Source organism: Curtobacterium sp. ISL-83 (assembly GCF_018613895.1).
Taxonomy (GTDB): domain Bacteria; phylum Actinomycetota; class Actinomycetes; order Actinomycetales; family Microbacteriaceae; genus Curtobacterium.
The window spans coordinates 195881-208137 of the sequence record NZ_JAGGPH010000003.1 but is presented as its reverse complement, the minus strand read 5'-3'; the positions used below and the strand labels follow the sequence as shown (position 1 = coordinate 208137).

Below are 12257 nucleotides of genomic sequence, written 5' to 3'. Positions count from 1 at the left end.
CATGCCGGTACTGAGAACCTCCGGCGTGCGATGTACACGCCGGAGGTCAGGAGCGGAACGGGATCAGATCAGCAGCGCACTGCGCCGATCAGAACCACACTGCGCGATCAGAACCACACTGCGCCGATCAGAACCACTTCTCCGCACGGTGGTCAGCCTGGATCCGGCGGATCGTGTTCGACCGCGACCGCAGCACGAGCGAGTCCGTGTGGATGACCCCGCGCGAACGTCGGACGCCGTCGACGAGCACGCCGTCGGTGACCCCCGTCGCGACGAAGAACGTGTTGTCCCCGGTCACCAGGTCGTCCTGGTCGAGGACCTTGTCGAGGTCGTGCCCGGCGTCGATCGCCTTCTGCCGTTCCTCGTCGTCCTTCGGCTGCAGCTTGCCGAGGAGCACCCCGCCGAGCGCCTTGATCGCGCACGCCGTGATGATGCCCTCCGGCGTGCCACCGACCCCGACGCACATGTCGATGTTCGAGCCGGGCAGCGCCGCCGCGATGCCGCCCGCGACGTCACCGTCGAGCAGGAGTCGGGTGCCCGCTCCGGTCGCTCGGATCGCGCGGATGAGTTCGTCGTGCCGGGGACGGTCGAGCACGGCGACGACCATGTCCTCGAGGTCCTTGCCCTTCGCGGCGGCGAGCGCGCGGATGTTGTCGCCGATGGGCTTCTCGAGGTCCAGGACACCGCGGCCCTCGGGCCCGGCGGCGATCTTGTCCATGTAGAACACGGCGGACGGGTCGTACATCGACCCGCGGTCCGACACGGCCATGACCGAGATGGCGTTCTGGCGACCGGCGGCGGTGAGCGAGGTGCCGTCGATCGGGTCGACCGCGATGTCACAGGCGGGTCCGTGGCCGTTGCCGACGTGCTCGCCGTTGTAGAGCATCGGGGCGTTGTCCTTCTCGCCCTCACCGATCACGACGACACCGTCGAAGTTCACCGTCCCGAGGAACTTCCGCATCGCGTCGACCGCCGCACCGTCGGCGAGGTTCTTCTCACCGCGGCCGATCCACGGCTGCGCACGGATCGCTGCGGCCTCCGTCGCACGCACCAGCTCGAGGGCGAGGTTGCGGTCGGGTTGGAGGAACAGGGCACCGGTCTCAGTCGTGGGAGTCACGGCCGCCAGCCTACCGACGGGCGGCGGAACGCCGCCGGTCGGGAGCGGTGCGGTGAACGGACGTGCACGTCGACCGGAGCCGTCCCGCGGAACCCGCACCGCGCCTCCCGGCCGCACCTGACTACGATCGGCGAGGACACCACTACGTCGAAGGAGATCCCGTGCCCATCGCAACGCCGGAACAGTACGCCGAGATGATCGAACGAGCGAAGGCCGGGAAGTTCGCCTACCCCGCGGTCAACGTGTCCTCGTCCCAGACCATCAACGCGGTCCTCCAGGGCCTCGCGGAGGCCGGCTCAGACGGCATCCTGCAGGTCACCACGGGTGGTGCGGACTACTTCGCCGGCCAGACGATCAAGAACCGGGCCGCGGGCGCGCTCGCGATGGCGAAGTTCGCCCACGAGGTCGCGAAGAACTACGACATCACCGTCGCACTGCACACCGACCACTGCCCGAAGGACGCCCTCGACGGCTTCGTCCTTCCGCTGATCGCCGCGAGCGAGGAAGAGGTCCGCCAGGGCCGCAACCCGATCTTCCAGTCGCACATGTGGGACGGTTCGGCGATCCCGCTCGACGAGAACATCGAGATCGCGAAGACGATGATCCAGAAGACCCGGAACATCAACGCGATCCTCGAGGTCGAGATCGGCGTGGTCGGCGGCGAGGAGGACGGGGTCCAGCACGAGGGCACGAACGACGCGCTCTACACGACCGCGAACGACGTCGAGCGGGTCGTCGAGGCCCTCGGGCTCGGGCACCAGGGCCGATGGATCGCCGCGCTCACCTTCGGCAACGTGCACGGCGTCTACAAGCCGGGCAACGTGAAGCTGCGCCCGGAACTCCTCGGTGAGATCCAGGACGCGATCCAGGCGAAGCACGGCACCGGCGAGAACCCCCTCGACCTCGTGTTCCACGGCGGGTCGGGGTCGACGGACGACGAGATCCACGAGGCCGTCAGCAACGGCGTCATCAAGATGAACATCGACACGGACACGCAGTACGCGTTCACGCGCTCGATCGCCGACTCCATGTTCCGGAACTACGACGGCGTGCTGAAGGTCGACGGCGAGGTCGGCAACAAGAAGCAGTACGACCCGCGCGCCTGGGGCAAGGTCGCCGAGTCGGCGATGGCGGCCCGGGTCGTCCAGGCTGCGACGGTGCTCGGCTCGGCCGGGCACACGAAGGGTTGATCCGGCTGGGCTGATCCGGCTGGGCTGATCCGGCTGGCCGGACCCGGCTGGCCGGACCCGCCCGCGCGTTGTCGAGACGCCGCCGTTCCCGCGACACACCGCGGGTTCCGGCGGCGTCTCGCGTTCGGCAGGGCGTCTCACGTGGACGCGGGCGTCTCGTGTGGACGCGCGCGTCTCGCGTGGACGCGGGCGTCTCGCGTGGACGCGCGCGTCTCGGCCGGGAGGCGCGGGTCGCCGTGAGCGCGCTCGTCGCGTGCCACGATGGTCGGGTGACCGCCGACGCCATCGCCTCCGAGTTCGCCCAGTACGTCACCGAGTCCCCCACCGCGTTCCACGCGGCGGCGGCGGCACGGGACCGGCTCGTCTCGACCGGCTTCACCGAGCTGTCCGAGCTCGATGCCTGGCCGACCGAACCCGGCGCGTACGTGGTCGTGCGGGACGGTGCGGTCATCGCCTGGCGTCTACCGGCCGGCGCGGTCCCGACGACACCGTTCCGCATCCTCGGCGCACACACCGACTCCCCCGGGTTCCGGATCAAGCCGAACCCTGGCGTCCGGAGCGGCGGCTGGGAGCAGCTCAACGTCGAGGTCTACGGCGGCGCCCTGCTCTCCACGTGGTTCGACCGCGACCTCCGGATCGCCGGCCGCGTCGTCGATGCTGACGGCACGGTCCGGCTGGTGTCGACCGACGCCGTCGCCCGAATCCCGAACCTCGCGATCCACCTGGACCGCGGGGTCAACGACGGCAAGGAGATCGACCGGCAGCGACACACCCTGCCGGTCGTGGGCGTGGCGGGCGACGCCGGTGGCACCGACGTCGTGGCGTGGCTCCGGGCGCGGGTCGGGGACGCGGTGTCGTCGGACCTCTTCCTCGCCGACACCCAGGCGCCCGCGCGCCTGGGGATCGAGCGGGAGTTCCTGGCCTCAGGACGGATGGACAACCTGACGAGCGTGCACGCCGGACTCCGCGGCATCGTCGAGGCGCCCGGGGACGGCGACCACATCCCCGTGTTCGCCGCGTTCGACCACGAGGAGATCGGGTCGTCGTCGCCGTCCGGCGCGGGTGGGCCGTTCCTCGAGGACGTCCTCGGCCGGGTGCAGGAGGGACTCGGTGCCAGCCGGTCGGACGCTGCCAGGGCGTTCCGCGCCTCCTGGCTGCTGTCCAGCGACGCCGGGCACCTGGTGCACCCGAACCAGCCGGAGAAGCACGACCCGACGAACCGACCGCGGCCGGGCGGCGGCCCCCTGCTGAAGATCAGCGCGAACCAGCGGTACATGACCGAGGCGAAGGGCGAAGCCGTCTGGGCCGCCGCCTGCGACACGGCGGGTGTGCCGTGGCAGCCGTTCGTCAACGTGAACACGATCCCCGGGGGCTCGACGATCGGCCCGATCGCGGCGACACGGCTCGGCATCCCGACGATCGACATCGGCGTCGGGCTGCTGTCGATGCACTCGGTGCGGGAGCTCGTGCACGTCGACGACCTCGCCGGGCTGCACGGTGCGGTGGCGGCGTTCCTCGCTGGGTGACGCTCCGGCCGCACCGGCACCGGTTCCTAGAGCGTGACGACCACCTTCCGCGCGGACACCCCGGCACGCTGTCGGTCGAGGCCGGCCTGCACCGCCTCCAACCCGGCACCAACGACGAGCGGTTCCGGGACCGCACGGAGGCTGCCGTCGGCGAGTCCGGCCGGCAGGACGTCGCCCCAGAGCCGTCGACCGACCTCGTCGTCACGCAGGCTGCTCCCCCAGACGAACGCGGTCCGGATCCCTGCGAGTCGCGCGCGGCCCATGAGGCCGGCCATCGTCAGCCCGATCCGTCCGAACACGGGGAGCATCGCCGGGAACAACCGTCCACGCCCGGCGAGGTGTTCGAGCGAGACCGGGGTGCTCGCCATCGCCATCACCGTGCCTCCCGTCCGGCGCAGGACCTGGAGGCACGCCCCTGCGGACGTCGTCCCCAGCGCGACCGCGCCGACGACCCGGCGACCGGCGATCCCCGCGACGAGGGCGTCGACCGCGCCCCGGTCGTTGTGGTCCACCACGACGTCGGCGCCGAGCGACCGGACGAGGTCCGCGTTCCGTGGTGATGCGGTGCTGACCACGTCGTAGCCCGCGGCCCGTGCGAGCTGCACCGCGTTCATGCCGACGCTCGTCGAGCCGCCCCAGACCACGACGACACCACGGCCCGCACCGGGATCTGCGCCGGGGCCTGCGTCGAGGCCGGTGGCCGGGCCGGCACCTGGCATCGTCAGGCCGAGGTGCGCGGGCTGGAACAGGGCGCAGGCGGCGGTGGACGCGCCGAGTGGCAGGACCGCGGCCTCGGTGTCGGACACCCCGTCCGGGATCGGCGCCGTCAGCCGTTCGAGGAGCGCGGCGTGGTTCTGGAAGGCTCCCTCGTGCATCGGGTCGCGACCGCGGTCGGTCCCCGTCGCCAGGCCGAACACCCGGTCACCCACGCGGAAGCGGGTGACGCCCGACCCGACGGCCACGACCCGACCCGCGACGTCGGAGCCGAGGACCGCCGGGAACCCGAGCCACCGGTAGGTCACGACACCGGTGCCCTGGATGATCCAGTCGACCGGGTTGACGGCGACGGCTCGCACCTCGACGATGACCTCGTCGGCGGCGGGGGCCGGCATCGCGACGGGTTCGACGACGAGCCGAGCCCGCGGTGCGCGGAGGACGGCGGCGGAGTTCTGCGACACGAGTGATGCCTTTCTGCACGAGTGATGACACTTGGTGCCCTCACTGTAGCGGGTGACGACACCGGGTGTCATCGCCTAGTCTGGATCCATGGCCAGATGGGCGCCGGACTCCCGGGAACGACTCCGCGCTGCTGCGCTCGAACTCTTCGAGGAACGGGGCTTCGCCGCGACAACCGTGCCCGACATCGTCGAACGCGCGGGATTGACGAAGCGGACGTTCTTCCGCCACTTCAGCGACAAGCGCGAGGTGTTCTTCGGCGACGACGAGATCCCGACGATCGCGACACGGATGCTCGCCGACGCACCCGCGGGCGTCCCCCCGATGGCGCTGCTGTCGGAGGGCCTCCAGAAGCTCGCCGCGGAGCGGTTCGAGCCCCGACGCCACGAGATGCGGGCGGCCAGGCAGATCATCGACGCCGAGCCGGCGCTGCGCGAACGCGACCTGCGGAAGCAGGCGGACCTGCGGGTCGCGGTCGAGGACGGCTTCCTCCGCCGTGGTGAGGACCCGCTGACCGCCCGCGTGCTCGCCGGCATCACCGTGGAGACCATCCAGACGGCGATCGAAGCGTGGCTCGCCGACGAGCGGGGCGCCTTGCTGACGGACCACATCGAGGCGGTCCTGGCGCAGATGCGCGCCGTCCTGGCGTCCGACCCGGGGTGACCGCCGGTCGGGATCAGCCGCCGACGGCTCCCGGCAGGTACGACGCCACGTGCGGGTCGTGCAGGATGACGATCGCCAGCGGGACCGCCCCGAGGATGCTGGCGACGACACCACCCACCAGCGGCACCCAGAACGTCCAGCGGCGGGAGCGCAGTCGGCGGATCGACCACCACATGACGAGGGCGAACGCGAGCACCATCACGACGGCACGGACGACGGCTGCCGGCGACAGTCCGGCCGGGTCCGCCAACGCCGTGTAGTGCTGCGCGACGTACGCCCGGGTCGTCGACGCGACCATCCCGACGGCGAGCGCCTGCAGCACGGACCAGAGTCCCATCGCGAGGAGTCCCACCGTCACCGCGAAGTCGAGCGACGAGGCACCGAAGGGATGTGGGGTCGCTCCAGCATCGGCACCGGCACCGTCGGAGGACCGTGACGCCGTCGACTCGTGACCGGTCTGCGAGCGGTCGGCGCTCCGGACACCGCTCCGGGCACGGCTCTGGGCGCGGCTCCGGGCGAAGCCCTCGGCGGCCTCGGTCGCAGCCTGCTCCCGGAGCGCGCGGGAGCGCTGCTCCTGCGCGAGGCGCTCCTGCTCGACGAGCACCGGGTTCACCCACCCCTCCGGCGCGTACTCGCCGTACTGCGGAGCCGGACGGCCGTGGACGCGACCATTCCGATCACCGGTCGCCGACGTCGGCGAGTCGGCCAGGGCCTCCCGGCCGGACACCGTGTCGGCGACGTGGGCCGACCCGTTCGGCGGCACGGAACCCCACCCGTCGCTGCGCTCCGACGCTTCGTCGCTCAACGGCGGCGCCCGCCGAGGCCGCGCGTCGGGTTGCCCGACGCGTCGGTCCGGAGTTCCTTGGGCAGCGAGAACATCAGGTCCTCGTGGGCCGTGACGACTTCTTCGACCGTGCCGTACCCGGCGTCCGCGAGCTGTTCGAGCACCTCGGCGACGAGTTCCTCGGGGACGGAGGCACCGCTCGTGACGCCGACGGTCTGCACGCCGTCGAGCCACTCCTGCCGGATCTCCTCGGCGTAGTCGACGCGGTGTGCTGCACGCGCACCGTGTTCGAGCGCGACCTCGACCAGGCGGACGCTGTTCGACGAGTTCGCTGACCCGACCACGATCACCAGGTCGGCGCCGGGGGCGACCTTCTTGATCGCGACCTGGCGGTTCTGGGTGGCGTAGCAGATGTCGTCGGAGGGAGGGTTCTCGATCGCCGGGAACTTCTCGCGGAGGAGCCGCACGGTCTCCATCGTCTCGTCGACGCTCAGCGTGGTCTGGGACAGCCAGACGAGGTTGTCCGGATCGGGGACCTCGAGCGCGTCGACGTCGGCCGGGCCGTTCACCAGGATCGTCTGGTCGGGCGCGTGGCCCATCGTGCCCTCGACCTCTTCGTGACCGGCGTGGCCGATGAGGATGATCGTGCGGTCCGCCTTCGCGAACCGGGAGGCTTCGCGGTGGACCTTCGTGACGAGCGGGCAGGTCGCGTCGATCGCGTGCAGGTCGCGTTCGGCGGCGCCGGCGACGACCGCGGGCGAGACGCCGTGTGCGCTGAACACGACGTGCGAGCCGCGCGGGACTTCCGACACGTCGTCGACGAAGACGGCCCCGCGCTGCTCGAGGGTGGAGACCACGTGGACGTTGTGGACGATCTGCTTCCGCACGTAGACGGGCTCGCCGTACTGCTCGAGCGCCTTCTCGACCGCGACGACCGCGCGGTCCACGCCGGCGCAGTACCCGCGGGGAGCGGCGAGCAGGACCTTCTTGGTGCCGGACACCGGCTCGTCCCGCAGTCGCCCGCGTGCCGCGTGCACCCGCGGTGGGGCCAGTGGGACCGTGTGGCCGTTGGTGATCGTCACGTCCCCGATGATAGGTGAGCGGACGGCACACGACCTGGGTGCACGCGAGGACTGTGGACAACACGTCGAGCGCCCACTGTCACCGGTCTCGGGCAGCATGGACGTCCCGCACGACAAGGAGCGACATGGCGATCGAACAGGGCCCGCCGACGGCCGACAACCCCTGGCCGGTCGCGCTGCTCGGCGCCAAGATCCGCGACTGGATCGACCGGCTCGGCACCGCCTGGGTCGAAGGCGAGATCACCCAGTGGAACGTCGCCGGCGGCAACGTCTACGGCAAGCTCAAGGACGTCGACGTCGACGCGACCGTGTCGTTCTCGATCTGGTCGAGCGTGCGCAGCCGGGTGCCCGCGGACATCAAGCAGGGTGACCGGGTCGTCGCCGCCGTCAAGCCCAACTACTGGGTCAAGGGCGGCTCCCTGACGATGCAGGTCGTCGAGATGAAGCACGTCGGACTCGGCGACCTGCTCGAACGGCTCGAACGACTGCGGCGGACCCTGGCCGAGGAAGGCCTGTTCGACCCCGCTCGCAAGAAGCGCCTGCCGTTCCTGCCGCACCGGATCGGGCTCATCACCGGGAAGGACTCCGACGCCGAGAAGGACGTGCTGCGGAACGCGCAACTGCGCTGGCCGCAGGTCTCCTTCCGGACCGTGCACGCCGCGGTCCAGGGTGACCGCACCGTCCGCGAGGTCACGGCAGCCATCCTCGAGCTCGACGCCGACCCGACGGTGGACGTCATCATCATCGCCCGTGGTGGCGGCGACTTCCAGAACCTGCTCGGGTTCAGCGACGAAGGACTCGTCCGTGCCGCGGCAGCCGCGTCGACGCCGATCGTGTCCGCGATCGGACACGAAGCCGACCGGCCGATCCTCGACGAGGTCGCCGACCTGCGGGCCTCCACCCCCACCGACGCGGCGAAGCGGGTCGTGCCGGACGTCGCCGAGGAACTCGCGAACGTCCGGCAGGCACGGGCACGGCTCGGGCTGCGGCTCGCACACACGCTGTCGGTCGAGGCGGACCGCATCGCCGCCCTGCGGTCCCGGCCCGCCCTCGCCTCGACGGCCTGGTTGGTGGACACCCGGGCGGAGGAGGTCGCGCGCGACCTGTCCCGGTCGCGTGAACTCCTCGACCGCCGCATCGAAAGGTCCCACGCGGAGGTCGGCCACCTGACCGCCCGGCTCCGCGCGTTGTCGCCGCGGGACACCCTGCGTCGCGGCTACGCGATCGTGCAAACCACCGACGGCGCCGTCGTCCGTGACTCCTCAGAACTCGTCGGTGCCACGGCGGTGCACGTCACGCTCGGGGCCGGCACCGCGACCGGCACGCTCGAACCCGACGGGCCGGGTCCGGACGGCGTCTGATGCATCCCCTGTCCACCGCCCCGCGCACGTTCTCCACAGGCGGATCGGTCGCGACCGGAGGTCGGTGGGCGCTCGGTAAGATCGGACCGTGCCATCCCAGCAGGAACCCGAGCAGACCGACATCCAGTCGCTGAGCTACGAAGCCGCGCGCGACGAACTCGTGCGCGTTGTCGCCGAGCTCGAGCAGGGGTCGGCGACGCTCGAGCGATCGCTGTCCCTGTGGGAGCGGGGCGAGGCCCTCGCGGCACGCTGTGAGTCCTGGCTCGTGGGTGCGCGCGCACGGCTCGATGCCGCTCGGTCCGCGTCCGAAGCAGCGGACAGTGCGGCGGGGTCGGACGGATCGGCACGATGACCGACGCAGACGGACGCCCCATCGTCGCCGAACTCGGACGTCCCGAGACGGCCGAGGAGACCTGGGCGCGCAAGGACGCCGCTCGCACCGCTCGTCGACAGCACCAGACGGCGTTCAACCTCGTCCTCGCGCTGATCGCCTCCCTCGGGATCGTGCTCTTCCTCGTCGCGGTGGTCGTCCGGCCGAACCAGAGCGTCGACCGCTCGGTGGACTACCGGCAGGTCGCCGCACAGGCGAACGTCCCCGGCGTGACCCTCGCGGCACCCGTGCTGCCGAAGGGCTTCACCTCGAACCGGGCGGACTACCGGGACAAGACCACCGACGGGGTCAAGGTCTGGACGGTCGGTCTCCTCACCCCCGACGTGCAGTTCATCGGCCTGCAGCAGGGCATCGGTGCCAACGCGTCGTGGGTGTCCGACCAGCTCGACCAGCACGCTGCGACGGGGTCCCGGACGATCGCGGGCACGAAGTGGACCGTGTACGACCGCCGGTCCGAGGGGAAGGACGCGGGCAACCACGTCTACTCGCTCGTGTCGGTGTTCGGGAAGAACACGGTGGTGCTGTCCGGGACGGCCGACGACGCCTCGTTCCGCACGGTGGCCACGGCGGTCGCCCGCGAACTCGGCACCTGACCCGTTCATCACACCCGAGCCTCCCCCTCCCGAAGCCCCACCCGAAGCCCGACCCGAGGAGTCCCATGCCCGACCGCGCCGCGTCCACCCCGTCCGAGGCACTCCGCCTGCTCGTCGACGGCAATGCCCGCTTTGCCGCCGACAAGCGCCGCACGGGTCGCATCGATCCCGACCGCCGCACCGAGCTGACCGGTTCGCAGGCACCCTTCGCCACCGTCCTCGGCTGCTCGGACTCCCGCGTGCCGTTCGAGCACGTCTTCGACGCCGGCATCGGTGACCTCTTCGCCATCCGCAACGCCGGGCAGATCGTGGACGACGTCGTCCTCGGTTCGATCGAGTTCGCCGTCGTCGCCCTCGGCACGCCGCTCGTGGTCGTCCTCCGCCACACCAAGTGCGGTGCCGTCGCGGCCGCGCGCTCAGGTGAACCCGTCCCGGCCCCGCACCTGCAGGTCCTCGTGGACGCGATCGCCCCGAGCGTCGAGAAGGTCCGTGCCACCGACCCGGACGTCCCGCAGGAGTCGGTCGGCGCAGCACACCTCGAGGCCACCCTCCGTCAGGTGATCGAGCGGTCCGGCGTGGTCTCCGACGCCGTGGCCGAGGGTAGATTGGCCGTCGTCGGCGCGACCTACGACCTCACGACCGGCGAGGTCGCCATCGACACCGTGGTGGGCCAGGCCTGACCGACCGCCACGACGCGTGCCCGCGGTGACCTCGTGGGCACGGAGCAGCCGGCGCGACCGCGGCCGGTGACCACCCCAGGAAGGACCACGACGACGTGACCGACACCACCGCGACCGAGACCGACGGCGACTACCGCATCGAGCACGACACCATGGGCGAGGTCCGGGTGCCGAAGTCGGCGCTGTACCGCGCGCAGACCCAGCGCGCGGTGGAGAACTTCCCCATCTCGGGGAGCGGGCTCGAGCCGGCGCAGATCGTCGCGCTCGCCCGGATCAAGCGCGCGGCGGCGATCGTCAACGGTGAGCTCGGCATCCTCGAGCCCACGGTTGCGGACGCCGTGGCGCAGGCCGCGGACGCGATCATCGGCGGTGCGCACCACGACCAGTTCCCGGTCGACGTCTACCAGACCGGCAGCGGCACCTCGTCGAACATGAACATGAACGAGGTCCTGGCGACCCTGGCGTCCGAGATCGCGGGCTCACCGGTCCACCCGAACGACCACGTGAACGCCTCGCAGTCCTCGAACGACGTGTTCCCCACGTCGGTGCACGTCGCCGTGACCGAAGCCCTCATCCGCAGCCTCGTGCCGGCGCTCGAGCACCTGGCCGAGTCGCTCGAGGCCAAGGCCAGCCTGTGGGCTGACGCCGTGAAGTCCGGCCGCACCCACCTGATGGACGCCACCCCGGTCACACTCGGGCAGGAGTTCGGCGGGTACGCCCGCCAGGTGCGCCTGGGCATCGAGCGCGTCACCGCCACACTCCCCCGGGTCGCCGAGGTCCCGCTCGGCGGCACCGCCGTGGGCACCGGCATCAACACGCCGAAGGGCTTCCCGCAGCGGGTGATCGCCCAGCTCGCGGCCGACACCGACCTGCCCATCACCGAGGCCGTCGACCACTTCGAGGCCCAGGGAGCCCGCGACTCGCTCGTCGAGGCCTCAGGTGCGCTCCGGGTCATCGCGGTCAGCCTGACGAAGATCAACAACGACCTGCGGTGGATGGGCTCCGGCCCGAACACCGGGCTCGGCGAGCTGCACATCCCCGACCTCCAGCCGGGGTCGTCGATCATGCCGGGCAAGGTGAACCCCGTCATCCCCGAGGCCACCCTGATGGTCGCCGCGCGGGTCATCGGCAACGACGCCACGATCGCCTGGGCGGGGGCCTCCGGTGCGTTCGAGCTGAACGTGGCGATCCCGGTCATGGGCACGGCGTTGCTCGAGTCGATCCGCCTGCTCGCGAACAGCTCGCGGGTCCTGGCGGACAAGACGATCGACGGGCTGCAGGCGAACCTGGACCGTGCACGCTCGTTCGCCGAGTCGTCGCCCTCCATCGTCACGCCGCTCAACCGCGTGATCGGGTACGAGGCCGCTGCGAAGGTCGCGAAGACCGCCGTCGCCGAGGGCATCACCGTGCGCGAGGCCGTCATCGCCCTCGGTCACGTCGAGCGGGGCGAACTCACCGAGGAGCAACTGGACCGTGCCCTCGACGTCCTCAGCATGACGCACCCGAACTGACGCACGTCGCCTCCCCGCGCTGACGGTCGCAGGACGCCGCCGTCGCCGCGAGGTGGCGGCGTCGACGCAAGACGCCGGCGCTCACGCAAGACGCCGGCGCCCGCGCGAGACGCCTGCGCCCGCGCGAGACGCCTGCGCTCGCGCGAGACGCCGCCGTCCACGCAAGACGCCTGAACGCACGTG

At 71.4% G+C, this 12257-nt stretch carries 12 protein-coding genes; 8 read left to right on the top strand and 4 right to left on the bottom strand.

What is annotated here, in order from left to right; all coding sequences use genetic code 11:
• Positions 1-127: 127 nt before the first annotated feature.
• Positions 128-1117, bottom strand: a complete 990-nt coding sequence (gene glpX, locus J7E22_RS02435; protein ID WP_214978504.1) for a class II fructose-bisphosphatase — start codon at positions 1115-1117, stop codon at positions 128-130.
• A gap of 161 nt (positions 1118-1278) precedes the next feature.
• Here glpX and fbaA point away from each other — a divergent pair, with 161 nt between their 5' ends.
• Positions 1279-2307 (top strand): class II fructose-bisphosphate aldolase, encoded by a 1029-nt coding sequence (gene fbaA, locus J7E22_RS02430; RefSeq protein WP_214978502.1) that lies wholly within the window; start codon positions 1279-1281, stop codon positions 2305-2307.
• 269 nt (positions 2308-2576) lie between these two features.
• Positions 2577-3833: a M18 family aminopeptidase gene (locus tag J7E22_RS02425; RefSeq protein WP_214978500.1), complete on the top strand. Its 1257-nt coding sequence runs from the start codon at positions 2577-2579 to the stop codon at positions 3831-3833.
• Between the two features lie 26 nt (positions 3834-3859).
• Here J7E22_RS02425 and J7E22_RS02420 read toward each other — a convergent pair whose 3' ends face one another.
• On the bottom strand, positions 3860-5011 hold the full coding sequence (locus tag J7E22_RS02420) for a zinc-binding alcohol dehydrogenase family protein (RefSeq protein ID WP_308159118.1): 1152 nt from the start codon (positions 5009-5011) through the stop codon (positions 3860-3862).
• A gap of 88 nt (positions 5012-5099) precedes the next feature.
• On the opposite strand from J7E22_RS02420, the gene J7E22_RS02415 reads away from it, so the two are divergent.
• Positions 5100-5672 carry a TetR family transcriptional regulator gene (locus J7E22_RS02415; RefSeq protein ID WP_214978496.1) on the top strand — a complete coding sequence of 191 codons (573 nt, stop codon included), beginning with the start codon at positions 5100-5102 and terminating at the stop codon, positions 5670-5672.
• A gap of 13 nt (positions 5673-5685) precedes the next feature.
• On the opposite strand, the gene J7E22_RS02410 is transcribed toward J7E22_RS02415, so the two are convergent.
• Positions 5686-6477 (bottom strand): DUF6264 family protein, encoded by a 792-nt coding sequence (locus J7E22_RS02410; RefSeq protein ID WP_214978494.1) that lies wholly within the window; start codon positions 6475-6477, stop codon positions 5686-5688.
• Positions 6474-7538 carry a 4-hydroxy-3-methylbut-2-enyl diphosphate reductase gene (locus J7E22_RS02405; RefSeq protein WP_374193246.1) on the bottom strand — a complete coding sequence of 355 codons (1065 nt, stop codon included), beginning with the start codon at positions 7536-7538 and terminating at the stop codon, positions 6474-6476. The genes J7E22_RS02410 and J7E22_RS02405 overlap by 4 nt, the downstream gene beginning before the upstream one ends.
• Before the next feature lie 125 nt (positions 7539-7663).
• Here J7E22_RS02405 and xseA point away from each other — a divergent pair, with 125 nt between their 5' ends.
• The 5 genes from xseA to J7E22_RS02380 all read left to right on the top strand — a co-directional run bounded on the left by xseA (position 7664) and on the right by J7E22_RS02380 (position 12074).
• On the top strand, positions 7664-8899 hold the full coding sequence (gene xseA, locus J7E22_RS02400; RefSeq protein WP_214978492.1) for an exodeoxyribonuclease VII large subunit: 1236 nt from the start codon (positions 7664-7666) through the stop codon (positions 8897-8899).
• 88 nt (positions 8900-8987) lie between these two features.
• Entirely contained in the window at positions 8988-9251 is a 264-nt protein-coding gene (locus J7E22_RS02395; protein ID WP_214978490.1) for an exodeoxyribonuclease VII small subunit, read from the top strand.
• Positions 9248-9883, top strand: a complete 636-nt coding sequence (locus tag J7E22_RS02390) for a DUF4245 domain-containing protein (RefSeq protein WP_214978488.1) — start codon at positions 9248-9250, stop codon at positions 9881-9883. Before J7E22_RS02395 ends, J7E22_RS02390 begins: the two co-directional genes overlap by 4 nt.
• 65 nt (positions 9884-9948) lie before the next feature.
• Entirely contained in the window at positions 9949-10563 is a 615-nt protein-coding gene (locus tag J7E22_RS02385) for a carbonic anhydrase (RefSeq protein ID WP_214978487.1), read from the top strand.
• 95 nt (positions 10564-10658) lie between these two features.
• Complete coding sequence (locus J7E22_RS02380; protein ID WP_214978485.1) at positions 10659-12074, top strand: aspartate ammonia-lyase; 1416 nt, start codon at positions 10659-10661, stop codon at positions 12072-12074.
• Positions 12075-12257 lie beyond the last annotated feature (183 nt).